The sequence below is a fragment of the Streptomyces sp. SLBN-31 genome (assembly GCF_006715395.1).
Classification (GTDB): Bacteria; Actinomycetota; Actinomycetes; order Streptomycetales; family Streptomycetaceae; genus Streptomyces.
In genome coordinates this window covers 1,740,033-1,762,345 of record NZ_VFNC01000002.1, presented here as the reverse complement: position 1 = coordinate 1,762,345, position 22,313 = coordinate 1,740,033, and the positions used below count along the sequence as shown (strand labels likewise).

The window sequence follows — 22,313 nt, the reverse complement described above, 5'->3', positions numbered from 1 at the left end:
GTGGAGCGGGGCGAGGCGATCGTCGCGATCCTGCGCCGCGGCGACCGGCTGCTGGCCATCCGCCGGGGTCCCGACGTCGTGCGCCCCGGCTACTGGCAGCCCCTGAGCGGCAGGATCGAGCCGGGGGAGAGCCAGCCGGAGGCCGTCGTCCGGGAGGTCCGCGAGGAGGTCGGCCTCTCGGCGGCACCCCTGGCCAAGGTCTGGGAGTCGGAGACCGACGACGGCACCTTCCGCCTCTACTGGTGGACGGCCGACGCGCCCGACGGCGAGGTCGTCCCCGACCCCGCCGAGGTCGGAGACTTCCGCTGGGTCACCCCCGAGGAGTTCCTCGCCCTCGACCCCGTCTTCGACGGCGACCGAGAGTTCTTCGAACGCGTCCTGCCGAACCTGGAGCCCTAGGATCCCCACCAGAAGGCCCTCACCCATGCAAGCCCCTTGCACCGTCACCTACGTGCCCGAACAGCACACCTGGCTCCCCTGGCCAGGACCCGGCTGAACCTGCTGCTGGTGCTGTCGTACGACGTGACCGTCGTCGCCGAGACCGCGCGCCGGCCCCTGGCAGCCCTGCGCCGCGGCGATGCCGAGCGCGACCAGCAGGGTCACGACCACGAACACGAACAACCGCTGCCGCAGCAGCCGCGGATTGGCGGGCCGGCGTCCCGTCCCGGTGGTCCTGGGCGCCGGGCGCCCGGCACCGCTGCGCGGCGCGGGCCGGCTCCCGCTGCCGGAACGGGTGCCGTTGCGAGAGGCGGGCGTGGGCCGGGACCCCGAACGCGAGGAGGACGAGCCGCCCCGCGACGACGGGCCGCCGCCCCGGGACTGGCTCCCGCCGGTCGCCGAACCGCCGCCTCGGGACGGGACCCCGCCCTGCGACGGGGCGGCCCCGCGCGACGAGGAAGAAGTGCCGCGTGGGGGAGGAGTCCCCTGCGGACGCCTCCGCTGCGGCTCGCGCAGCGTCTCCGGGTAAGTGTCGGCGAGCCGCCCGGTGGGCCGGTCCGCCTCGCCCGTCCGCGGCCCGGGCGGACGCACCTCCGCGGGACCCTGCGCCTCCCGGGCGGCGATCTCCTTCAGGCGCATCGACAGCTGGAGCGTGCTGGGCCGCTCCTCGGGATCCTTCGCCAGACACGCCCGCACGAGTGGGGCCAGCGCGTCCGGGACGCCGTGCAGCTGCGGCTCCTCGTGCACCACCCGGTACAGCATCACCTCGGAACTGCCGTGCCCGAAGGGCGAGTCGGCCATGGACGCGTACGCCAGGGTCGCCCCGAGCGCGAACACGTCCGTGGCCGGTGTGACGGCGGCACCCCGCACCTGCTCCGGGGCGAGGAAGCCGGGGGAGCCGACGGCCGTGCCGACGTGGGTGAGCGTCGAGGCGCCCGTCGCCCAGGCGATGCCGAAGTCGATGATCCGCGGCCCCTTGGGGGACAGCAGAATGTTGGACGGCTTGAGGTCCCGGTGCACCACACCGGCCTCGTGCACCGCGACCAGCCCCTCCGACAGGGCGGCCCCCACGGCCGCGACGTCGGCCGCGGCCAGCGGTCCCTCGTCGGCGACCTTGTCGTGCAGCGAGGGACCGGGCACGTATTGTGTCGCGAACCAGGGCCGGTCGGCGTCCAGATCGGCGGCGACCAGCCGGGCCGTACACCCACCCCTGATCCGCCGCGCCGCCGAGACCTCGCGGGCGAACCGCGACCGGAACTCCTGGTCCTCCGCCAGGTCAGGCCGGATGACCTTCAGTGCTACCCGCTGCCCCTTCTTGTCGGAGCCCAGGTACACAACGCCCATCCCGCCCGCGCCGAGCCGTCTGTGAAGCCTGAACGAGCCGACGACGCGCGGGTCCTCGCGCCTCAGGCGCATCATCGCCATGTTCATCCCCGCTGCCCGGTCCGTGTGACGTGGCACAGCTTACGTTTCCACGGCCGCCCGCGCGCAGAGGCCGCGCCCTCTCGCGCAGATCGATTGTCAGTGCCGGGTGGGAGACTTGAGGGGTGGTCAGGGAGCACGGCAGCAGGCGGACTTGCCGTTGACCGTGCTGCCAACCACCCATCGCAGAAGGGGGATTGAACCCGTGAAGGGTGACCGTGTGGAGATAGTGGTGGACGCGGGCGACACGACCCGCACCTACGAGGTGGTGGCGAGCAGGGCGGGCCGCAGGGTGGAGACGGCGGTGCGCCGAGGCGTGGTGGAAGTGAGCGAAGTCACCAGGAACGGCTCCGTGGTCCGCACGGCCCGCTTCATGGCGAACCGGGTACTGGCCCTGGTCGAGCAGCCGGTACCGAGGGAGGACAGCTCGGAAAAGCACGCACACACCGGGCGCTCCCTCGGGGAAGACCCTGAGACCTAGGTCCTCGTCTCCACCCAGGGGAGTACTCCTCGGCCGGCGGCTCATCCTCCGGGAGGCCCGCCGATCGGTACGAGGGCATGACGACCAGAGCACGCCGGACGCCTAGATTTGAGGTCAAGCGGCGGGTGCAGCACTCGTCCCCCGAGGTCAGACACCCGCCGCTGCCAATGACAACAAGATCGGTCAGGAGAGGGACCATGGCCTGGACGGCACCGCGGACACAGTTCCGCACGCTGGAGCGCAGTACGCTCCGCCCCCGCCGCACGGGCCGCCGCCACCCCTTGGTGGCGACGCTCATGGTCCTCCCCCTGGCGGCCCTGCTCTTCTTCGTCTTCGACGGCTGGGAGACAGTGGCCACACAGGCGTCGTCCGTGGGAGTGATGCTGGGGCGCTGAGCGGCGACCCCAGGCCCGGAAGAGCGGTCCGGGCGGGGACATCCACCCATGAAACCCCGTGGGGACGGGGGTGCGGCGGACGGCAACAATGCCGGCGCAGCTGGGGAGCTGCGCCGGCATTGCTCTGCCCGGAAACGGACACCATCCCGTCGACGCGGGGACGCAGGGGCTGTTACGGCCGCCGTACCGCGCGCCGTACCCTGCGCAAGCAGCCCCGTACCGCCCCAGGGAGCCCCGTGACCGCCACCGCCTTGCTCGCCGAGCTCACCGTCCGAGCCGAGGCCACGGCCCACACGCGCACCCCGGGCTGCCCGTGCGGCGGGTCCATCACCCTGGCCGACCGGCCGGACGCCACCGTCGTGCGTCACGCGGACACGGTAGCCAAGGCCCACGCCCCCCACACCGACCTGCGCGATCTCGCTCCCCGTCTCGCGGCCGCCGCCCACCTCCCGGGCATCCTCCTGCCCCCGTTGACCGCGACCCCGGTCGACCTGCACGGCCGCGCCGTGACTTTCTGGCCCTACGGCACCCCCGTGAACCCGGACGCGCCCGACGCCGCCCCCTGGGAGGCCGCTGCCACCCTGCTCGCCCGCCTCCACCGCACCCCGGTCCCGCCCGCGGCCGCCCCCCTGCCGCCCATGCGCGGCCCGGCGAAGGCGGCCGACGCCGTCGCCCGGCTCGCCGCCGCGGCCACCGGCTCGGCCTTGGCTCCCCACCCCGCCGTCGCCCCTGTCCTGCGCGCCTGGGCCACGCTCCCCGCCTGGGCCCGGGCCGAGGCCCCCATGCCGGACGCCACCACCCTCTGCCACGGCGACCTCCACCTCGGCCAGCTCGTCCGCCACCCCGCCCCCGACGGCCCCTGGCTCCTCATCGACGTCGACGACCTCGGCACCGGCATCCCCGCCTGGGACCTCGCCCGCCCGGCGGCCTGGTACGCCTGCGGGCTGCTCCCGCCCGACGAATGGACCCGCTTCCTCACCGCCTACCGCGCCGGAGCAGGCCCGGCGGTTCCGGCGGACGGCGACCCGTGGCCCGCCCTCGACGTCCCGGCCCGCGCTCTGACCGTGCAGACCGCCGCCCGGGCCGTCACCAAGGCCGTCACCGGCCACCGCCCCCTCGACGAGGTCGAGGTGTCCGTGATCGACGCATGTGCCCGAATGGGTTCGCTCCCGCCGCAGTTGACCCCGGTCCGAGCGAAGTAGGGTGCAACCGACCGCAGCCGGACAGAGTCTGTCCTGGCGAAACACGAAGCAGGACCGACCGGCGAGGAGTTGAGCCGACCATGCAGTGTCCGAAGTGCCATGCGCCGATGCACACGTACAACCGCAACGGTGTCCAGATCGAGCAGTGCAGCGGCTGCCGCGGGATCTTTCTCGACTACGGCGAGCTGGAGGCGCTGACCCGGCTGGAGTCCCAGTGGTCCCAGCCCGCCCCGCCGCCCCCGTCCGCGCCGCAGGCCTACCCGGCCCCGCCCGCGCCGGCCTGGGGCGCCCCGCACGGCGGTGGTCACTACGGCGGCCACCACGGCGGTCACCACCGCCACAAGAGCTTCGGCCACATGCTGTTCTCCAGCTGACCGGAACGACGAAGAAGCCCCCGGCCGTCTGGGACGGCCGGGGGCTTCGGTGTGTGCGCGATACTGGGATTGAACCAGTGACCTCTTCCGTGTCAGGGAAGCGCTCTCCCGCTGAGCTAATCGCGCGGGAACCACGATCGAGATCGTGCGTACTGCGTGCGCGATACTGGGATTGAACCAGTGACCTCTTCCGTGTCAGGGAAGCGCTCTCCCGCTGAGCTAATCGCGCGGGTCAGACCTTCGATGTTCCGCCGAAGATCCAGTGGACGATACTGGGATTGAACCAGTGACCTCTTCCGTGTCAGGGAAGCGCTCTCCCGCTGAGCTAATCGTCCTTGGAGGTGGAGACGGGATTTGAACCCGTGTAGACGGCTTTGCAGGCCGTTGCCTCGCCTCTCGGCCACTCCACCAGGAGTGCAGGGGCTCGGGAAGATCCCCTGTTTCCATCGAGCGGACGACGAGGCTCGAACTCGCGACCTCAACCTTGGCAAGGTTGCGCTCTACCAACTGAGCTACGTCCGCTTGTCGTTTCGTTCCGCTCTCGCGGCCCGGCGACGTGTTGAACTCTAGCGGATACCGCGGCCAGTACAAAAACGCGTTTGCGCAGCGTGCTGCGCTACGCCTGCTCAGGGGCGTGGCCAGGGCCTCCGGCGGGACATGCCGAGGTCACGTTTCGGACACCCGCCCTAGACTCGACGCGTGCACGACCTCCCTCCTCTCGCCCGCTTCGGCACGCGCGTCGCCACCGGCCTTCGCGACGTCACCGCCGATCCCGCCGCCCTGGACTCCGCCGGTTTCTGGGCCGTCGTCGCGGACTTCGAGGGCCGCCTGACCTGCGCCCGCTTCGACGACGTACGACAGGAGCCGGTGCCCGCGCCGGTTCCGGGACGCTGGCGGGGGCCGGCGGCCGGCGACTGGTCGTCGTCCCTCGACCGCGCCGCGTACACGGCCGGTGTGCGCCGGATCCGTGAGCACATCGCGGCGGGCGAGGTCTACCAGGCGAACCTGTGCCGGGTGCTCGCCGCCCCCTTGGCCCCCGGGGCCGATGTCGACGACCTCACGGCGCTGCTCGCGCGTGGCAACCCGGCGCCGTATGCGGGAACGGTCCGGCTGCCGGGGCACGGCGTCGAGATAGCCACCGCCTCGCCGGAGCTCTTCCTCCGCCGCCGGGGCCGGGTCGTGGAGTCGGGGCCGATCAAGGGCACCGGCCGCACGGAGGCCGACCTGCTGGAGAAGGACTACGCCGAGAACGTGATGATCGTCGACCTGGTCCGCAACGACATCGGCCGCGTCTGCTCCACCGGCAGCGTCACCGTCCCCGACCTGTGCGCCGTGGAGAAACACCCCGGCTTGGTCCACCTCGTCTCGACGGTCCGCGGCGAGCTGCGCGACGGCGCCGGCTGGCCCGAGCTGCTGGATGCCGCCTTCCCGCCCGGGTCCGTCACCGGCGCGCCCAAGTCCAGCGCGCTGCGGATCATCGACGCCCTGGAGCCCGCACCCCGGGGCCCGTACTGCGGGGGCATCGGCTGGGTGGACGCCGACCGCGGAACCGGCGAGCTGGCGGTCGGCATCCGCACGTTCTGGATCGACCGGACCGCAGAGGGCCAGGCCGAGCTGCGCTTCGGCACCGGCGCCGGCATCACCTGGGGCTCCGACCCGGAGGCGGAGTGGCGGGAGACCGAGCTGAAGGCGGCCCGACTGCTCGCGGTAGCGTCGGGGACGTACGAGGTGAGTGGAGAGGGAATCACGACGTGAAGATCTGGCTCGACGGCGCGCTCAGGGACATCGAATCCGCCCGCGTCTCCGTCTTCGACCACGGACTGACCGTGGGCGACGGCATCTTCGAGACGGTGAAGGCGGTCGACGGGAAGCCGTTCGCGCTCACCCGCCATCTCGACCGGCTGACCCGCTCCGCACGAGGTCTCGGTCTGCCCGACCCCGACCACGACGAGGTGCGCCGCGCCTGCGCCGCCGTCCTCGAGGCCAATCCGATGCCGCTCGGCAGGCTGCGCATCACCTACACCGGCGGCCACGGCCCCCTCGGTTCCGACCGCGGCGAGCACGGCCCCACCCTCGTCGTCGCGCTCGGCGAGACCACCCGCCGCCCCGACTCCACGGCCGTGATCACCGTGCCCTGGACGCGCAACGAACGGGGCGCGCTGACCGGCCTGAAGACGACCTCGTACGCCGAGAACGTGGTCGCGCTCGCCCGCGCCCATGAACACGGCGCCTCCGAGGCCCTGTTCGCCAACACCGTCGGGCAGCTCTGCGAGGGCACGGGATCGAATGTCTTCGTCGTCCTCGACGGCGAGATCCACACCCCGCCGCTCGCCTCCGGCTGCCTCGCGGGCATCACGCGCGCGTTGGCGATCGAGTGGACCGGCGCCGTGGAGAGCGAGCTGCCCCTGGACGTGCTGGAGCGGGCCGACGAGATCTTCCTCACCTCTACCCTGCGCGACATCCAGGCCGTCCACCGCGTCGACGACCGTGAACCGCCCGGCGCGCCCGGCCCGGTGACCGCCAAGGCCATGCGGATCTTCGACGAGCGGTCGGGAGCCGACCAAGATCCGTGACAGACGCGGAAAATGGGCTGACTCAGGGTTTCCCGCCGGGTAGAACTCCCCTGATGACGACGACCCTGCGGCCGACCGAGCCGCTCCAACGTGCCGCCGACGGGGCGCTGTCGCGCCACTACCAGGTGTGCGTGAACGGCCGCCCCGTGGGCACGGTGCACCTCGCCACGAATCCCGCATTCGGCGAATCGGTGGCCCAGATCCTGGACCTGAGCATCGAGGAACCGGACCGCCGGCGCGGCCGGGGCACGGTCGCCGCGCTCGCCGCCGAAGAGGTGTTGCGCGGCTGGGGCTGCAAAAGGGTCGAGGTGTCGGTGCCGGCCGGCGCCGAGGCGGCACTCCGGCTGGCGCACACCCTCGGCTACGTCGTCCGCAACCGTCACATGGAGAAACCGCTCGGCCCCACCGCACCCGACCTGCCCGCGGGCAGCCGGGGCCGGCCCATGACTCCGGAGGAGTTCGGGCCCTGGCAGGAGCAGGACAAGGAAAGCTACGCCCAGAGCTGGATCGAGCGCGGGGTGCCCGAGGCGGAAGCCCGTGCCAAGGCCGAGCGGGACCATACCCTCGCCCTGCCGGACGGGCCGGCCACCCAGGGAATGGATCTGAGCGTCCTGGAGCACGAGGGGGAAGCGGTCGGCGTCCTGTGGACGGGCTCCCGCGACGGCAAGGCCTTCGTCTACAAGGTGGAGACCGACGCGAACCACCGCGGCCGGGGCCACGGACGCACACTGATGCTTCTCGCGGAGGCCCAGAGTGTGGCCGCCGGCCGCCCCGCCATCCAGCTGAACGTCTTCGCGGGCAACACCCCCGCCGAGCGGCTCTACGAGTCACTCGGCTACGAGACGATCACCTACCACCTGTACAAGGACCTGCTCTAGGGTCTGTCGTTTGGGGTCAGGTCGACTGCAGGGGGCGGTGCGTTTCGGCCGAGCCGAGCGGGGTCGTGGGGGGTGCTCCCGCGCGAGGGTGTTCGAGCGTGGGGGAGCGTGCAGCTGGAAGGCGGATGAGGGAGTCGGCGAGTGACGACAACGCGGCTGGGGGTGCCCCCTCTGGGGGAGTGCGTGCCAGACTCCGCGACGCCGAGCTGATCCAAACGACAGACCCCAGGCGCAGGTGGCGGTCGGCCGGCTCACGGGTTTGCGGCGAGCAGCCGGTCCGCGATCTCCTCGATCCGCTCGCGCAGGCCCTCCTGGCTCTTGCCGCCGTCCAGGCGCTCCCCGTCGATCACATACGTCGGAGTGCCGGTGACGCCGATCGCCTTGCCCTCGGCCTGGTCGGCGTCGACGATCAGGATGTGCCGGCCGTCGATCAGCGCGGTGTCGAACTCCTCGGCGTCGAGACCGAGTTCCCGGGCGACCTCGACGAGGAATGACTCGCCCGCACGGTCCAGCTCCTCGACCCGGCCCAGCACGGCCTCCACGTACTCCCAGCCCTTGCCCTGCTCCAGTGCCTCCTCGGCGGCCTGCGCGGCGGCGAAGGCGTGCTTGTGCTTCTCCAGCGGGAAGTGGCGCAGGCGCAGCTCCAGCCGGTCGCCGTAACGGGCGCGCAGGGCACGCAGGTCGTCCAGGGCGCTTCGGCAGTCGGGGCACTGGAGTTCGCACCAGACGTCGAGGACGGGGGCGGGGGAGGAGTCGCTCATGGGGACAGTCTTCCAGCCCGGACGCGGCAGTCCCAATCGGCCGGCACGCCGGTGACCTGCGGGGCCGGCCCCGAACCACTACCGGGGAGGCGCCCGGTACCGGCACCTGCGGAGGAGTCGACCCGGAGATGTCCCTGATGTCCGCCCGGGGCATGGCCCGGCGGGGCCCGGGCGGTGCAGGATGGAAGGGAAGGGACGAACCGCCCCTGCTCGATCGAGCCCGCCCTGGAGGACCGGATGATCGCCGAGACAGTCTGTTCCGCCGTGGCCGCGGCCGGCCTGGGCATCGCGGCGGTCACCGCCTACCGCAAGCGTTTCCTCGCTGCAGCGCGCATCGCCGCCTACTCGCTGGTGCCCCTCGGCCTGGTGATGACCGGGGTCGTCGAGTGGCTGGCGGACACCGCCTTCAGTGTGACCGCCTGGGCCGGCTTCGCCGTGCTCGGCGTCTCCTGGCTGCTGTTCTCCACCACACGCGCGGTGGAGCGCCGCCGGGGCAGTACCCGCAAGGAGCGCAAGGAGGCCAGGGCGGCCGAACGGCGCGCGGCGGCGGCCCCCACCGCCTCCGCACCTTCCCTCGGTCCGGGCACCCGCGCCTCGACCCGGCCGGCGACCGCGCCGCGAGGCGACTCCGCGGACGACTTCAGCGACATCGAGGCCATCCTGAAGAAGCACGGCATATGACCTGCGCATGACGGCTGAAACGTCACAGTGGACCAACGTGTCGTCCCTAAGTGATCACGCCCGAAACGGGACGTCACGGGATCCAGCGAACTCCCGGTCATTTCGGGTGTGTTGATCGCGCCGAGGGTGCCGATTGCGCCATCATCGCCGCGAGATGCTGGACACGACACCAAGCGATACCGCGCCGCCGAAGGACGAGCCGCGCGGATGCCTCTTCGCCCTTTCCCAGCCACCGCTGATGATCTTCCTTGCGGTGATCGGGTGTCTGCTGCTCATGGCTGCGCTGCACGATCTGCTGCTGCTCTGAGCCGTACCCGTGGTCCCCGGCGTCACCCGTCGGGGACCACGTCGACATCGCCGGACCGTCCCCGGCCGGCCTCAGCCCGCGGCCTCCTTGCGCCGTGCCCGGTACGCGGCCACATGCAGGCGGTTGCCGCAGGTGCGGCTGTCGCAGTACCGCCGCGACCGGTTCCGGGACAGATCGACGAAGGCACGCCGGCAGTCCGGCGCCTCGCAGCGGCGCAGCCGCTCCTGCTCCCCGGCCACCACGAAGAACGCGAGAGCCATCCCGCAGTCGGCCGCCAGGTGGTCGGCGACGGAGGCGCCCGGCGCGAAGTAGTGCACATGCCAGTCGTAGCCGTCGTGGTCCGTGAGACGGGGAGTAGTGCCCGCCGCGGCAACCAGCTCATTGATCAACCCGGCGGCGCTCCGCGCGTCGGGCGAGGCGAACACCGAGGCGAACCGGCCGCGGATCTTGCGCACCGCCGACAGGTCGAACTCCGACAGCACGCCGACATCGCTGATCTCGTGGTTTCGTACGAACTCCTCGAGAGCCGGGACGTCCGGCAGCGCGTCCGGCGTCGTGTCGTCCTCCGGCGCGGTGTTCACCAGATCGACCACGGTGTCGAGGGCGCACCGGGTGTCGTGGGTGATCAGCACGTTTCGCTCCCTGGCCTGGGGGTCGGGCACACGCCCGCCGATGCTGGCCGATGGTAATGCGTCCCAGGGCGTACGAACCGGTGCCGCCGGTCACGCGACGCCGGACAAGCCGCTCCGCAGGCGGAGGAGGACGCGCGCGGACACGCCGACGCCGTCCCGTGACGAAAACGGGACGGCGTCGGCGTGAGCCCTATGCGGTTGTTCCGGCCCGAGCCGTCTCCCCGAGTCGACGGCGCCGGGCGGCTTGGTGGGCTCTCGGCCTAGCTCTCCGCCAGGATGTGCGAGAGCTCCTGATCGAGATCGAAGTGCCGGTGTTCCGTGCCGGGAGGCACGGCGGCATCCGTTCGCTTCAGGAAGGACTCCAGCGCCCGCGCCGGGGCTTCCAGCAGGGCCTCGCCCTCCGGGGAGCTGAGGGCGATGCACACGACGCCCTGACCGTGACTGCGTGACGGCCAGACACGGACGTCGCCGGTGCCGGTCGGGCGGTGCAGGCCCTCCGCGAGGAGGTCGCGGGCGAACACCCACTCGACGGTCTCCTCGGCTCCGGTGTGGAAGGTGGCGTGCACGGCGTAGGGGTCGGCCGTGTCGTACCGCAGTCCTGCGGGGACAGGCAGGGAGGACTCGCTCGACACAACGAGGCGCAGGTGCAGCTCGCAGCTGACCGTGGTGTTCATAAGCGCCAGGGCCTTTCGCTCAGTGTGCGCTCGGGGATTCGCACGTCGGCGAAATCGACATGCCACCTACGGTGCCGTTGTAAACCCCTCTGAGTGTTTTGCGTGCGTTTACGTAACTCTTCCGGCCGAGAGCTCCTTCGTACGGTACGGCCATTCCGGTGACTGGTTTCCGGTCAGTAAAGTAAGGTAAAGTTTGGCCGTATGGATACGGGGAGTAACCGGACAGGCGGTGCGGGCGGCGAGGTCGCCGTGGCGCCGGGCGAGTTCGAAGCGGGCGGCACCGAGGCGGGCGACGTGCGGGATGAGCAGGGGCTCGGATCCAGGGCGCCGGGGTTCATCAAGCGGCGCCGCGCACTGCATCTGAGCTGGCAGGTCGGCGTCTTCGTCGTCGGGCTCGCGGTCGTCGGCGCCGGCATCGTCATGCTGCCGCTGCCCGGTCCCGGCTGGGTCGTGATCTTCGGCGGCATGGCCATCTGGGCGACCGAGTTCGTCTGGGCCCAGCTGGTGCTCCGCTGGACCAAGCGCAAGGTCACGGAGGCGGCCCAGCGGGCCCTCGACCCCAAGGTGCGGCGGCGCAACATCACGCTGACCGCCGTGGGGCTCGTGATCGTCGGCGTGCTGGTCGGCGTCTACCTGTGGAAGTTCGGGGTCGTGATGCCCTGGAAGATCGAGGACCAGTGATCTTCGTGCGAGGGTGCGGGGCGCCGCCTGACATGGGGTAATGTTCTTCCTGCGCCCGGGCGATTAGCTCAGTGGGAGAGCGCTTCGTTCACACCGAAGAGGTCACTGGTTCGAACCCAGTATCGCCCACCCGGAAACGGCGGCCCATCTGCATCAGTGCAGGTGGGCCACCGTTGTTTTGTGCGGGTGTGTGAGTGGGCGCTTGCGGGTGTGCGAGTGGGCGGCGGGCCCGGGGTCTGCGACGGCGCCTGTGCGCGGGACGGGTGCGGGCTGAGCCGATCGGGGCGCCGTGTTCGGCGGTGCGGGCTGAGCCGGTCGCGGCGGCGCGGGCCCGCGGGCTGCGGGGTGCGATGTTCCGGTGAGAGGGGCGTTCACCGTGGGCTAGGTGGCCGAGTCTGTGGAAGACGCGTCTCGATCAAGGCGCGCTGTCTCGTGGCAGGCGCTTGATCGCGCCTGCGCTCCGCGGCGCCTGCACCACGCACCGCGTACACCCCACGTTCCACCTCCGCTCCACTCCCGCTCCACCCCCATCCCACCCCGTTCGACCACACCTCACTCTCGCCCCGCCCCCCACCGCCAAACGCCCCGTCAACTCCCCTCCCCCCAAACCATTTTCAGCCGCACACTCCCAGCCCCCCAGGGCTCCCAACTCGTTCGGCCCCCCAACCGCAAGCCCCTCACCTGCGCATTCGCCCCGCGCCTCCCACCCACCCGTCGCCCTCCGTCACCCGCCCTCCCGCGAGTCCCTCGAGAAATTCCTGTCCGAATCATTGACGCACCCCGAGCCCCTCCGTAACTTGTGCCAGCAAGCGCTTACTTGAAACGATTCATGCATGCGGCGACGATGCCGGGGAGGGCCCGACTGTGGGAACCAGCAGGGATGTTGAGAGGCGTACGATCCTCAAGGCCGCGGGGGTCACCGCGGCCACGCTGGGGCTGGCCGCGACGACCGGGTGCGGAGGCGACAGCGGCACCTCGGCCGATGGAACGGTGACGATCCGTTACTCGTGGTGGGGTGCCGACGAGCGGGCCAAGAAGATCAACCAGACCATCAAGCTCTTCGAGAAGAAGTATCCGAAGATCAAGGTGAAGACGGACTTCCAGGACTACGTGTCTTTCTGGGAGAAGTTCCAGACGCAGGCCTCCGGCGGAAATCCCCCGGACGTTTTCCAAAACGCCGTCACATTCCTTCGCAAGTACGACAAGAGAAGTGTTCTGCTCGACCTGAAGTCGCAGATCGACGCGGGCAATCTCAGCCTCGACAACTTCCGTGCCGGCGTCACCAAGGTCGGTGAGGTCGACGGCAAGCAGCTCGGCGTCCCCGTCGGCTCCAACACCATGGCGCTGGTCATCGACAAGAAGGTCTTCCGCAAGGCGGGCGTCGAGCCGGCGGCCGGCTGGACCTGGGACGACTACTTCAAGGCCCTGAAGACCGTCTACGACAAGACCAAGGTCCCCGGGGACACCGGCTACTTCAGCATCATGTATCTGTACGACCTGTACCTGCGCCAGAACGGGAAGGCGTTCTACACCAAGGACGGACTCGGCTTCGACAAGGCCGACCTGACGGAGTGGTGGCAGGACGGCTACAACCGCACGAAGGCCGGCATCATCACCAGCCCGAAGATCGTCGCGCAGGACCGGCCCAAGTCATCCCTCTCCGCCGGGCACGGCGCCTCGGAGTTCACCTGGGACAACTTCACCGTCCGCTACACCGCCGAGGGCGACAGCGAGTACGGCCTCGCCCCGATCCCGACGACCGACGGCAAGCACACCGGCCAGTACCTCGCCTCCCTGATGCTGAGCGCCTCCGCGCGCACCCAGCACCCCAAGGAGGTCGCCCAGTTCATCGACTTCATGGTCCACGACCCCGAGGTCGGCAGGATCATGGGCTACGACCGGGGCATCCTCGCCTCCACCGAGCAGTACGACGCGTTCAAGCCGACGGACGCCGTCAACAAGGAGATCGCGCAGTACGAGGCCGACACCGCCAAGGCGGGCGTACTCGGCACGATCACCCCGCACCCCTCCGGCGCCGACACCATCGAGGCGGCCTTCCTGCGCATCGGCGGCGACCTCGCTCTCGGCAAGTCGTCGGTCTCCGCCGCGGTGAAGCAGTTCTTCGACGAGTCGCAGGCCGCCTTCCAGGCCTGACCGGACCGCACCGGAACCGATTGGGAAGCACCGTGACGCTCGTCAAGGACTCACCGCCCACCGCCCGCAAGGTCCGCTCCGTCGCCCCCGCCGCCGAGAAGCGGCGGGGCCGCCGGGAGAACCTGGCCGGCTATCTGTTCATGTCCCCGTGGATCGCGGGCTTCCTGCTCCTGACCGCGGGCCCCATGGTGGCCTCGCTGTACTTCGCGTTCACCGACTACAACCTCTTCAACACCCCGAAGTGGGTGGGGCTCGACAACTTCACCAAGATGTTCGACGACCCGCGGTGGCAGAAGTCGGTCGAGGTGACCGCCAAGTACGTCATCATCGGCACTCCGCTCAAGCTGCTGCTCGCGCTCGGGGTCGCCCTCCTGCTCGCGCAGAGCCGCCGGGGCCAGGCCTTCTACCGGGCCGCCTTCTACGCCCCCTCGCTCATCGGCGCGAGCGTCTCCGTGGCCTTCGTCTGGCGCTCGATCTTCTCCGACAACGCCATCGTGGACCGCGCCCTGTCCATCGTCGGCATCCACGCCGGCGGCTGGGTCGGCAACCCCGACTGGATCCTGTACTGCCTGGTCGCGCTCACCGTGTGGCAGTTCGGCGCTCCCATGGTCATTTTCCTGGCCGGTCTCAAGCAGGTGCCGAGGGAGCTCTACGAGGCCGCCGAACTGGACGGCGCGGGGGCCCTGCGCAAGTTCTGGAGCATCACGCTCCCGATGATCTCCCCGGTGCTGTTCTTCAACGTCCTGCTGGAGACCATCCACTCGTTCCAGATCTTCGGCTCGGCCTACGTCGTCTCCAACACCTACTGCGGTCCGGCCGACGCCACGCTCGTCTACACCTGCTACCTCTACCAGCAGGGCTTCAAGAACGCCCAGATGGGCTTCGCCTCCGCGATGGCCTGGATGCTGCTGCTCGCCGTCGCCCTGGTGACCGCCGTCCTGTTCTGGTCGCAGAAGAAGTGGGTGCACTACGAGGAGGACGCCCGATGAGCGCGACCACGACCGAGCCCGCCGTCACGAAACCGCCGGCCCTGGGCCACAGGCGGACCGGCTCCCTGGCCTGGCACATCGGGGCGCTGCTGATCCTCGCGGTCATCCTGTACCCCGTGCTGTGGGTCATCGGCGCCTCGTTCAAGCCGAGCAAGGACATCATCAACAGCCTGCAGCTGTTCCCGTCCCACCCGGTCCTCGGCAACTTCAAGGGCCTGGCCGACGGCATAGCCGACATCTCCATCTGGACCTTCTTCCAGAACTCCCTGTTCTACGCGGGCGGGGCCGTCGTCGGCATCCTCATCTCCTGCTCGCTCACCGCGTACGCCTTCGCCAAGATCAGGTTCGCCGGACGGAACCTGCTGTTCTCCCTGATGATCGGCACGCTCCTGCTGCCGTACCACGTGCTGCTCATCCCGCAGTACGTGATGTTCCAGAAGCTGGAGCTCATCAACACGTATGTGCCGCTGCTGCTGGGCAAGTACCTGGCCACCGAGGCCTTCTTCGTCTTCCTGATGGTGCAGTTCATGCGCAACCTGCCGAGGGAACTGGACGAGGCGGCGCGGATCGACGGCTGCGGGCACCTGCGCATCTACTGGTCGATCGTCATGCCGCTGTGCCGGCCCGCGCTGATCACCAGCGCCATCTTCACCTTCATCAACGCCTGGAACGACTTCATGGGCCCGCTGATCTACCTCAACGAGCCCGGCAAGTACACCGTCTCCCTCGGCATGATGATGTTCCGCGACTCCGACGGCGTCGCCGCCAACTACGGCGGCCTCATCGCGATGTCGCTGGTGGCGCTCCTGCCCGTGCTGCTCTTCTTCCTCGCCTTCCAGCGCTATCTGATCGACGGAATGGCGACCTCCGGACTGAAGGGCTGAGGCGGTCACCATGGTCCAGGCGCGCGTGAAGGCACGTAAGGAGTCCGTCCTCGCCGAGCGGTTCGCCGTGTTCGCCGAGTGCCTGCTCACCGGTGTGTGGATCGCGGTGGCCTCGCTCGGTGTGGTCACCTACCCGGCGGCGTTCGCGGCCGGTGCACGGCATCTGCGGCGCCGCACCGCCCACCGGGGCGGCGGCCTGCGGGAGTTCACGGACGACTTCCGTACGGCCCTGCGCGGCGGCTGGGCCGTGGGGCTCGCTGGCGGGGCCGCGGCGGCGGTGGTCTGGGTGGACGTCCAGGCGGTACGCGCAGGGATTCCCGGCGGGCCGCTGGTCGGTGCCGTCGGCCTGTTCGCGCTGATCGGCGCCCCCGTCGCCGGGCTGCGGGCGTCGGCGGTCTGGGCACCGGGCGAGAGCTGGCGGACCCTGCTCGGCGCCGCCGTCCGCCGTACCGTCCTCGATCCCGCCGGTTCCTTCCTGCTCATCGGCGGGCTGGCGCTGGTCGCCCTGTCCGCCTGGTTCGTCGTGCCGCTGGCGGTCCCCGTCCTGGGGGCCGTCGCCGCGGCCGCCGTCGCCGTGGAGGAGCGGTACCGGCACCGCTGACGGGCGGTGCCCGCGCACAAGGTCGGAGCCATCGGTGCCGCACCTCTCTCTGTCATGCCCCTGACCAGATGCAAGGAACGCACGCTTCCCGCACGGAAAGGAAAGGCTGAAGCCTCATGTCTCCCATCCCCCGCAGGTCCCTCCTCAAGGCGGCCGCCGTCGCCGGAGCCGCCGCACAGTTCAGCTGGGCGCTGGGCGCCAAGGACGCGCAGGCCGCGCCCAGAGCCGAGACCGCCGACGCCGATCCGGTGACCCTGGACTGGCTGGAGGACGGCGGCCTCGGCGCCGCGCCGGGCTCCACGGTCGGTGTCCCCTGGCCGAAGGGCGCGTACGAGGCCGACCAGACCTTCGCGCTCACGGACGCCGACGGCAAGGCAGTCCCCGTACAGACCTGGCCGCTCGCGTACTGGCCCGACGGGTCCCTCAAGTGGACCGCGCACGCCGTCAGTTCGGGTTCCGGCAAGCTCACCCTCGCCGCCGGTGACGCGGCCGCGCCCGACAAGAAGGTCACCGTCGACAGGAGCGGCGGCACGGTCGACGTCTCCACCGGCGTCATCACCGTGAAGATCGGCAAGGACGGCTCCACCCTCGTCAAGTCGGTCCGGCGCGGCTCCACCGAGATCGCCAGGAACGGCCGGCTCGTGCTCATCCGCCAGCCGGAGATCGAGGACGAGGACCAGGGCACCGTCAGGACCGAGCGCTTCGACGGCGCCATCGGAGAGGTGACGGTGGAGCAGGACGGGCCGGTCCGCGCCGTCGTCCGAATCGACGGCAAGCACCGCAAGGGCAGCCGGAGTTGGCTGCCGTTCTCCATCCGTCTGTACTTCTACGCCGGTGCCGACTCCTTCCGCATGGTCCACACCATCACCTACGACGGAACGCAGGAGCCCGGCAAGGCGAGCGGTGACTTCATCCGCGGGCTGGGCGTCCGCTTCTCCGTACCCATGCGGGACGCCGCCTACGACCGGCACATCCGCATCGGAGGCGAGGGCAAGGGCCTGCTGCGGGAGGCCGTCAAGGGCATCACCGGCCTGCGCCGCGACCCCGGTGCCGCCGTCCAGGCCGCCCAGTACGCGGGGCGGAAACTGCCCGACCCCGCCACCTGGGACCAGCGGGTCACCACCAGGCTGCAGTACATCCCGGAGTGGGGCGACTACACCCTCGCCCAGCTCTCCGCCGACGGGTTCACGCTGCGCAAGCGCACCAAGAAGGGGTACGGCTGGATCGGCGCCGGCGGCGGCAAGCGGGCCTCCGGCTTCGGGTACGTCGGCGGCGCGAGCGGCGGATTCTCCTTCGGTCTGAGGGACTTCTGGGAGAAGCACCCCGCCCAGCTCGACATCCGCGACGCCCACACCGACGAGGCCGAGGTCACTCTTTGGCTGTGGTCGCCAGAGGCGCAACCCATGGACCTGCGCTTCTACCACGACGGCATGGGCCAGGACACCTACGCCAAGCAACTCGAAGGCCTCAACATCACCTACGAGGACTACGAGCCCGAGTTCGGCACCCCCTACGGCATCGCCCGCACCTCGGAACTGCTCTTCTGGGCCAACGAGTCGACACCCTCCGCGGACGCCCTCGCCCAACAGGTCGAGGTCGTACGGACGTTGCCCCAGCTCGTCGCCCCGCCCAGGCAGCTCATCAAGGCCAAGGTCTTCGGCCCCGGCCTGTACTCCGAGCCGGACCGCTCCACCCCGGCCAAGGCGAAGATCGAGGACCACCTCGACTTCCTCTTCACCTACTACAAGGACCAGGTGGAGCAACGCCGTTGGTACGGGTTCTGGGACTACGGCGACATCATGCACACGTACGACACCGTGCGGCACGTGTGGCGCTACGACATCGGCGGCTACGCCTGGGACAACTCCGAGCTGTCGCCCGACCTGTGGCTCTGGTACGCGTATCTGAGGAGCGGCCGGGCGGACATCTTCCGCTTCGCCGAGGCCATGACCCGGCACACCGGCGAAGTCGACGTCTATCACCTCGGCAAGTGGGCGGGCCTGGGCACCCGGCACGGCGTCCAGCACTACGCCGACAGCGCCAAGCAGCAGCGCATCGCCAACACCACGTACCGGCGCTTCTACTACTTCCTCACCGCCGACGAGCGGGTCGGCGACCTCATGCACGCCAACGTCGACTCCGACGAGACCTTCCTCGTCCTCGACCCGCAGCGCAAGGTGCGCACCGATCCCTACACGCCCGACCGGCACGCCCTGTCCATCGGCTTCGGCACGGACTGGAGCGGGCTGGTGTCCGCCTGGCTGACCGAGTGGGAGCGCAAGGGACCCAAGTGGGAGAAGGCCAAGGCGCGCGTGCTGTCGACGATGGAGGGCATCGCCGCCCAGCCCAATGGATTCGTCCAGGGCAGCGGACTGTACGACCTCGACACCGGCAGATTCGCGGTCGCCTCGACGCCGGTGGTGTCGGTGTCCCACCTGTCCGCGGTCTTCGGCCTCAACGAGCTGTGCGCCGAGCTGATCGATCTGATCGACATGCCGAAGTTCAACGACGCCTACTTCGACTACTGCCGGTACTTCAACGCCACCAAGGCCGAGCAGAAGGCCCGTTACGGCTCCGACTTCGGCACGCTCCTGCTCTTCCAGGGGCATTCGCGGCTGGACGCGTACGCCGCCGTGCAGACGGGGGACGCCGCGCTGGCGAAGCGGGCGTGGACGAAGTTCTACGGCTCCGACGGGTACACGGAGTCCTCGCCGTGGAAGACGGAGGCGGTGAGCGGGCCGATGGCACTGGTCGCGGGCAGCGAGGCGAGTTGGGTGTCGTCGAACGACACGGCGTTGTACGGGCTCGCCGCGATCGAGAATCTGGCGTTGCTGGGGGACAAGATGCCGTAGCGCCGTTCAGGGAATGGCTGTGGGGAACTGCGGGACCGTTGTGGCTGGTCGCGCAGTTCCCCGCCGCCCCTTTCGGGGCGTGTTTCAGTGCATGCCTCCCAGGAATTGGCGGAGTTGGCGGGCCTGGCTCAGGCGGCGTTCGTAGGTGGCGCCCAGGGTGAGCAGGAGGAGGCCGGCCAGGGCGAACGGGGCCCAGCGGGGGAGCGCTCCGGTCAACTGGACCAGATAGGGCGTCAGTTCGTGCAGGGCGTCCAGGACCAGCACCGAGCCGCCGAGGACGAGCGGGGCCTGGAGACGGTGCCGGGCGCCGAGCAGGGTGGTCAGCAGGGCCGCCGCCGCCAGCAGGAGCGGGCGCACCCAGTGCGGGTCGGCCCAGGCCGCGGCGAGACTCGGCAGCAGCGTGGTGGCCAGGCCGGGACCGTACGCCGTCCACGACGAGGCACGGGCATCGCGGCGCCTGCGCATCGCGCCCACGACCAGCGCCGGGACGGTCACCGGCAGGGTGTACGCCTCCACGGTGCCGACGTCCCAGGCCGCCAGCCGCACCCAGGCGGCCAGCACGAACAGGGCGGCGGCCGCGTAGCCGACGGGACGGCGGTCCGGGCGTACGGCCGTACCGGCGGCGAGCACCCCGCACAGGGCCAGCACCAGCGCGAGCATCGGCCGGTCCGGGCTCGCGAGACCGATCGCGAGTACGGCGGCGGCGATGCCCGACGCCTCGACCGGCACGGTGGCGCGCGGATCGCCGAGGCGTGCGGCGAGCAGGGCCGCGGCCGTCGGCACCGCCAGGACCAGCAGGGCCGTGTGCTGCGGGGCCCAGTCCGCCGCCGCGCCCGTCGCGCAGGCCAGCGCGGTGGCGTGGACGAGGGCGGTCGGCGCGGTCACCGGCGTCAGCCGCGGGCGCAGGGACGCGGCAGCGAACAGCAGGGTCAGGGCGGACAGCACGGCGAGGGTGGCCGACTGGGAGGGGAGGGCGAGGAAGACGAGGGGGACGGAGGTGCCGACGGCGAGCGTGATCCAGGGATGCGGGCGGGAAGCTGCCACCGCCAGGGCGGCGGCGGTGACGAGGCCCGGCACCAACAGGGCGACGAGGTAGGGGAGTTCAAAAGCGGACGGGACCGTCATGACGGTCACCCACGCGAGGACCGTCGCACCGGTCAGCGCCCTCGGCCGCCAGGTCCCCTCGCGCACCAGCAGAGCGAGTACGACGGCCACGACCACGGGGGCGAGGAGCACCTGGGTCGGGAAGGCCGGCCAGGGCGTGTGGACGGTCACCGCCGCCCGCGCGTCCGAGGGAACCCCGGACCAGGGCTCCCGCGCCCAGCCCAGCGGACCGAGGAGCGCGACGACGACCAGCGGCAGCGCACACACGGCGGCGATCGCCTGCACCGCGCCGGAGGCCCACACGAAACCGTGCCGGACGGCCATCGGCAGCGGCCCCCGCAACGCCGCGAGCAACGCGACCCCGCAGGCCAGATAAGCGGGCACGGTCCACTCTCCGGGCAGCGGCACCCGCAGCAGGCCGCCACCGGCCAATACCAGGAGCAGCGCCCCGAGCACCGCATGACCGACCGCCCCGCCGACAAGGTCGGACGACGCCCGACCAGCGGCTCCACCACGCCACGCGGCACCGACGCCGACGGCAGACGTCCCGGCACCCGCCTGGGCGGCAGCCGTCTGCGTCGTTTCGCCGGCCGCCGCCGCTGCATCCGCCCCGGCCTGAGGCTCGACACCCGCCTGGGCCGCCTCGCCGGTGGTCGGGCCACCGGAGGCCGCACCGGCGGCATCCGCCCCGATCCCGGCCGCGGCCTGCGTGGCGAGTCGCCACGACGCCCCCACCGTGATTCCCGCCGCGAGGAGGAGGAGCGCCGCCGCACGGGCGGCGGCGCTCGGGCCGGCTGCGGTCCAGGAGAGCCAGCCGGCCGTCAGGACACCCCAGCCGCCCATGCCGTACGCGCCGACGGCGGCCGTGAGACGTACGGGCACGGGGCTCGGGCGAAGGGCCACCACCGCGTCGAGTCCGGCCGTCACCAGCAGCGCGGCGGCGCAGCCGTACGGTCCGGTCTCGGCGGCCAGGGCCCAGAGCAGCAGCGGGAGTTGGGCGGCGGCCAGCGCCGCCGGGACCGGCAGCCGCAGGGTGGACGTGCGCGGCAGCAGGCCGTACACCACCCACAGGACCGCGAGCGTCGCCGTGGACGCGGCCGCGTAGGCCGTGCCGTCCGTACCCGCGAACACGGTCTCGTGCAGGGCGTACGCGTCCAGCGCCGTCAGCGCCAGCCCGAGCCCGGCCACCGACTCGGCGGTCGAGCGCAGCCCGCGCCGCAGCAGCGGCACCGGCGCCGCGAGGACGCCGAGCGTGAGCACGCCGAGCACCGCGGCGCGCCCGGCGATCCCCAGGTGCCCCCAGCTGACCAGCGTGAACACCATGGCGGCGACGGTGAGCAGCACACCGCCGAGAAGGAGCAGCACGTTCTGTACGCGCGGTGCGTCCGTCTCGGGCCGGGCCGGCATGGCGTGCGGCGCCGGAGCGCCGGGCGGCTGCGGTACCGCCTGCAGGGCCGCGACCAGCCAGGCGCGGCGTGCGAGCAACTGGGCCCGGCGGTTGTCGAGCTGCCACAGCTCGGCGTCGAGGAGCCGCAACTCCTCGGCCGGGGGCGGAACATGCGTCATGCCACGAAGTGTGGTCCCGGTCACGCCGTAGGACATGAGCGCAGGTACTCAGTGGCTACTCAGATCCCGCACGAAAGCACCAGGTGCGGGCAGACTCCTCCCATGGACTGGTCGCACTACCGCTTCCGCAGCCTGTGGCGGCTGACCGCGCCGCCCGCCGTCGTGTACGAGGCGCTCGAGCGGGCCGACGACTACCCCCGGTGGTGGCCGCAGATCCGTGAGGTCACCCGGCTCGACGACACCAGCGGCATCATCCGGATCCGCTCCGTCCTCCCGTACGACCTGTGGTTCACCGCACGCGAGGCGCGCCGCGACCCCGGGGCCGGCGTCCTGGAGATCTCCATGACCGGCGACCTCGAGGGTTGGGCGCGCTGGACGCTCACGGCGGACGGCACCGGCACCCTCGCCCGCTACGAGCAGGTCGTCGACGTGAACAAGCCCCTGCTCAGGCGGTTCGCGATCCCGGGGCGGCCGGTGTTCAGGGCCAACCACCGGATCATGATGCGCTCCGGACGGCGCGGGCTGGCCGCCCACCTGGAAGCGGTTTGAAGGAAACCCGTGGAGACCTGTATGGTTCAGTGCGTTCCCGGGCGATTAGCTCAGTGGGAGAGCGCTTCGTTCACACCGAAGAGGTCACTGGTTCGAACCCAGTATCGCCCACCGG

The 22,313-nt window shown here is 71.0% G+C and carries 22 protein-coding genes and 7 tRNA genes; 19 read left to right on the top strand and 10 right to left on the bottom strand.

Annotated features, from left to right (window positions below; genetic code table 11):
• Complete coding sequence (locus FBY22_RS28110) at positions 1-399, top strand: NUDIX domain-containing protein (RefSeq protein ID WP_142150571.1); 399 nt, start codon at positions 1-3, stop codon at positions 397-399.
• Between the two features lie 48 nt (positions 400-447).
• Here FBY22_RS28110 and FBY22_RS28105 read toward each other — a convergent pair whose 3' ends face one another.
• Complete coding sequence (locus FBY22_RS28105) at positions 448-1,869, bottom strand: serine/threonine-protein kinase (protein ID WP_142152539.1); 1,422 nt, start codon at positions 1,867-1,869, stop codon at positions 448-450.
• A gap of 196 nt (positions 1,870-2,065) precedes the next feature.
• Between FBY22_RS28105 and FBY22_RS28100 the strand changes: the two genes are divergently transcribed.
• From FBY22_RS28100 to FBY22_RS28085, 4 genes are all read left to right on the top strand, one after another.
• Positions 2,066-2,341, top strand: coding sequence for a hypothetical protein (locus FBY22_RS28100; RefSeq protein ID WP_142150569.1), 276 nt, complete (start codon positions 2,066-2,068; stop codon positions 2,339-2,341).
• 197 nt (positions 2,342-2,538) lie between these two features.
• A complete protein-coding gene (locus FBY22_RS28095) occupies positions 2,539-2,736 on the top strand; it encodes a hypothetical protein (RefSeq protein WP_058926448.1) in 198 nt (65 codons plus the stop codon).
• A 236-nt stretch (positions 2,737-2,972) separates the two neighbouring features.
• Complete coding sequence (locus tag FBY22_RS28090) at positions 2,973-3,938, top strand: aminoglycoside phosphotransferase family protein (protein ID WP_142150567.1); 966 nt, start codon at positions 2,973-2,975, stop codon at positions 3,936-3,938.
• 80 nt (positions 3,939-4,018) lie between these two features.
• Positions 4,019-4,312: a zf-TFIIB domain-containing protein gene (locus tag FBY22_RS28085; protein WP_142150565.1), complete on the top strand. Its 294-nt coding sequence runs from the start codon at positions 4,019-4,021 to the stop codon at positions 4,310-4,312.
• A gap of 54 nt (positions 4,313-4,366) precedes the next feature.
• Here FBY22_RS28085 and FBY22_RS28080 read toward each other — a convergent pair.
• The 5 genes from FBY22_RS28080 to FBY22_RS28060 all read right to left on the bottom strand — a co-directional run bounded on the left by FBY22_RS28080 (position 4,367) and on the right by FBY22_RS28060 (position 4,834).
• A tRNA-Val gene (locus FBY22_RS28080) sits at positions 4,367-4,438 on the bottom strand.
• A 31-nt stretch (positions 4,439-4,469) separates the two neighbouring features.
• A tRNA-Val gene (locus FBY22_RS28075) sits at positions 4,470-4,541 on the bottom strand.
• 34 nt (positions 4,542-4,575) lie between these two features.
• Positions 4,576-4,647 (bottom strand) — tRNA-Val (locus FBY22_RS28070).
• Between the two features lies 1 nt (position 4,648).
• Positions 4,649-4,722: transfer RNA gene (locus FBY22_RS28065), tRNA-Cys, on the bottom strand.
• A 39-nt stretch (positions 4,723-4,761) separates the two neighbouring features.
• Positions 4,762-4,834, bottom strand: a tRNA-Gly gene (locus FBY22_RS28060).
• A 177-nt stretch (positions 4,835-5,011) separates the two neighbouring features.
• On the opposite strand from FBY22_RS28060, the gene FBY22_RS28055 reads away from it, so the two are divergent.
• The 3 genes from FBY22_RS28055 to FBY22_RS28045 are packed head-to-tail and all read left to right on the top strand — an operon-like array spanning position 5,012 to position 7,763.
• Complete coding sequence (locus FBY22_RS28055) at positions 5,012-6,067, top strand: chorismate-binding protein (protein ID WP_142150563.1); 1,056 nt, start codon at positions 5,012-5,014, stop codon at positions 6,065-6,067.
• Positions 6,064-6,885 (top strand): aminotransferase class IV, encoded by an 822-nt coding sequence (locus tag FBY22_RS28050; RefSeq protein WP_142150561.1) that lies wholly within the window; start codon positions 6,064-6,066, stop codon positions 6,883-6,885. Before FBY22_RS28055 ends, FBY22_RS28050 begins: the two co-directional genes overlap by 4 nt.
• Positions 6,886-6,938: 53 nt before the next feature.
• Positions 6,939-7,763, top strand: coding sequence for a GNAT family N-acetyltransferase (locus tag FBY22_RS28045; protein ID WP_142150559.1), 825 nt, complete (start codon positions 6,939-6,941; stop codon positions 7,761-7,763).
• 251 nt (positions 7,764-8,014) lie between these two features.
• On the opposite strand, the gene FBY22_RS28040 is transcribed toward FBY22_RS28045, so the two are convergent.
• Complete coding sequence (locus FBY22_RS28040) at positions 8,015-8,524, bottom strand: DsbA family protein (protein WP_142150558.1); 510 nt, start codon at positions 8,522-8,524, stop codon at positions 8,015-8,017.
• Between the two features lie 237 nt (positions 8,525-8,761).
• Here FBY22_RS28040 and FBY22_RS28035 point away from each other — a divergent pair, with 237 nt between their 5' ends.
• Together FBY22_RS28035 and FBY22_RS44295 are read left to right on the top strand one after the other, a co-directional pair.
• Positions 8,762-9,205, top strand: a complete 444-nt coding sequence (locus FBY22_RS28035; RefSeq protein WP_142150556.1) for a hypothetical protein — start codon at positions 8,762-8,764, stop codon at positions 9,203-9,205.
• A gap of 154 nt (positions 9,206-9,359) precedes the next feature.
• Positions 9,360-9,512 carry a hypothetical protein gene (locus FBY22_RS44295; RefSeq protein WP_174267277.1) on the top strand — a complete coding sequence of 51 codons (153 nt, stop codon included), beginning with the start codon at positions 9,360-9,362 and terminating at the stop codon, positions 9,510-9,512.
• 71 nt (positions 9,513-9,583) lie between these two features.
• Here FBY22_RS44295 and FBY22_RS28030 read toward each other — a convergent pair whose 3' ends face one another.
• On the bottom strand, positions 9,584-10,144 hold the full coding sequence (locus tag FBY22_RS28030; protein ID WP_142150554.1) for a CGNR zinc finger domain-containing protein: 561 nt from the start codon (positions 10,142-10,144) through the stop codon (positions 9,584-9,586).
• A gap of 260 nt (positions 10,145-10,404) precedes the next feature.
• Positions 10,405-10,818, bottom strand: coding sequence for an SsgA family sporulation/cell division regulator (locus FBY22_RS28025; protein WP_004002642.1), 414 nt, complete (start codon positions 10,816-10,818; stop codon positions 10,405-10,407).
• A 201-nt stretch (positions 10,819-11,019) separates the two neighbouring features.
• Between FBY22_RS28025 and FBY22_RS28020 the strand changes: the two genes are divergently transcribed.
• From FBY22_RS28020 to FBY22_RS27990, 7 genes are all read left to right on the top strand, one after another.
• Complete coding sequence (locus tag FBY22_RS28020; RefSeq protein ID WP_142150552.1) at positions 11,020-11,499, top strand: TIGR02611 family protein; 480 nt, start codon at positions 11,020-11,022, stop codon at positions 11,497-11,499.
• A gap of 57 nt (positions 11,500-11,556) precedes the next feature.
• Positions 11,557-11,628 (top strand) — tRNA-Val (locus FBY22_RS28015).
• A gap of 735 nt (positions 11,629-12,363) precedes the next feature.
• Entirely contained in the window at positions 12,364-13,653 is a 1,290-nt protein-coding gene (locus FBY22_RS28010) for an ABC transporter substrate-binding protein (RefSeq protein WP_142150550.1), read from the top strand.
• A 32-nt stretch (positions 13,654-13,685) separates the two neighbouring features.
• Positions 13,686-14,642 (top strand): carbohydrate ABC transporter permease, encoded by a 957-nt coding sequence (locus FBY22_RS28005; protein WP_142150548.1) that lies wholly within the window; start codon positions 13,686-13,688, stop codon positions 14,640-14,642.
• Positions 14,639-15,526 carry a carbohydrate ABC transporter permease gene (locus tag FBY22_RS28000; protein ID WP_142150546.1) on the top strand — a complete coding sequence of 296 codons (888 nt, stop codon included), beginning with the start codon at positions 14,639-14,641 and terminating at the stop codon, positions 15,524-15,526. The genes FBY22_RS28005 and FBY22_RS28000 overlap by 4 nt, the downstream gene beginning before the upstream one ends.
• Before the next feature lie 10 nt (positions 15,527-15,536).
• Positions 15,537-16,127 (top strand): hypothetical protein, encoded by a 591-nt coding sequence (locus tag FBY22_RS27995; RefSeq protein WP_142150544.1) that lies wholly within the window; start codon positions 15,537-15,539, stop codon positions 16,125-16,127.
• 116 nt (positions 16,128-16,243) lie between these two features.
• On the top strand, positions 16,244-18,979 hold the full coding sequence (locus FBY22_RS27990) for a Tat pathway signal sequence domain protein (RefSeq protein WP_142150542.1): 2,736 nt from the start codon (positions 16,244-16,246) through the stop codon (positions 18,977-18,979).
• An 84-nt stretch (positions 18,980-19,063) separates the two neighbouring features.
• Here FBY22_RS27990 and FBY22_RS27985 read toward each other — a convergent pair whose 3' ends face one another.
• Positions 19,064-21,649: an SCO7613 C-terminal domain-containing membrane protein gene (locus FBY22_RS27985; protein WP_260845185.1), complete on the bottom strand. Its 2,586-nt coding sequence runs from the start codon at positions 21,647-21,649 to the stop codon at positions 19,064-19,066.
• Between the two features lie 102 nt (positions 21,650-21,751).
• Here FBY22_RS27985 and FBY22_RS27980 point away from each other — a divergent pair, with 102 nt between their 5' ends.
• Both FBY22_RS27980 and FBY22_RS27975 read left to right on the top strand, forming a co-directional pair.
• On the top strand, positions 21,752-22,198 hold the full coding sequence (locus FBY22_RS27980) for an SRPBCC family protein (RefSeq protein ID WP_142150538.1): 447 nt from the start codon (positions 21,752-21,754) through the stop codon (positions 22,196-22,198).
• Between the two features lie 39 nt (positions 22,199-22,237).
• Positions 22,238-22,309 (top strand) — tRNA-Val (locus FBY22_RS27975).
• Positions 22,310-22,313 lie beyond the last annotated feature (4 nt).

Excerpts from the sequence above, each read along its gene's own strand:
- FBY22_RS28105 (WP_142152539.1), bottom strand. The coding sequence starts at position 1,869 with ATGAACATGGCGATGATGCGCCTGAGGCGCGAGGACCCGCGCGTCGTC.
- FBY22_RS28095 (WP_058926448.1), top strand. The coding sequence starts at position 2,539 with ATGGCCTGGACGGCACCGCGGACACAGTTCCGCACGCTGGAGCGCAGT.
- FBY22_RS28085 (WP_142150565.1), top strand. The coding sequence starts at position 4,019 with ATGCAGTGTCCGAAGTGCCATGCGCCGATGCACACGTACAACCGCAAC.
- FBY22_RS28045 (WP_142150559.1), top strand. The coding sequence starts at position 6,939 with ATGACGACGACCCTGCGGCCGACCGAGCCGCTCCAACGTGCCGCCGAC.
- FBY22_RS28040 (WP_142150558.1), bottom strand. The coding sequence starts at position 8,524 with ATGAGCGACTCCTCCCCCGCCCCCGTCCTCGACGTCTGGTGCGAACTC.
- FBY22_RS28035 (WP_142150556.1), top strand. The coding sequence starts at position 8,762 with ATGATCGCCGAGACAGTCTGTTCCGCCGTGGCCGCGGCCGGCCTGGGC.
- FBY22_RS44295 (WP_174267277.1), top strand. The coding sequence starts at position 9,360 with ATGCTGGACACGACACCAAGCGATACCGCGCCGCCGAAGGACGAGCCG.
- FBY22_RS28025 (WP_004002642.1), bottom strand. The coding sequence starts at position 10,818 with ATGAACACCACGGTCAGCTGCGAGCTGCACCTGCGCCTCGTTGTGTCG.
- FBY22_RS28020 (WP_142150552.1), top strand. The coding sequence starts at position 11,020 with ATGGATACGGGGAGTAACCGGACAGGCGGTGCGGGCGGCGAGGTCGCC.
- FBY22_RS28000 (WP_142150546.1), top strand. The coding sequence starts at position 14,639 with ATGAGCGCGACCACGACCGAGCCCGCCGTCACGAAACCGCCGGCCCTG.
- FBY22_RS27995 (WP_142150544.1), top strand. The coding sequence starts at position 15,537 with ATGGTCCAGGCGCGCGTGAAGGCACGTAAGGAGTCCGTCCTCGCCGAG.
- FBY22_RS27990 (WP_142150542.1), top strand. The coding sequence starts at position 16,244 with ATGTCTCCCATCCCCCGCAGGTCCCTCCTCAAGGCGGCCGCCGTCGCC.
- FBY22_RS27985 (WP_260845185.1), bottom strand. The coding sequence starts at position 21,649 with ATGACGCATGTTCCGCCCCCGGCCGAGGAGTTGCGGCTCCTCGACGCC.
- FBY22_RS27980 (WP_142150538.1), top strand. The coding sequence starts at position 21,752 with ATGGACTGGTCGCACTACCGCTTCCGCAGCCTGTGGCGGCTGACCGCG.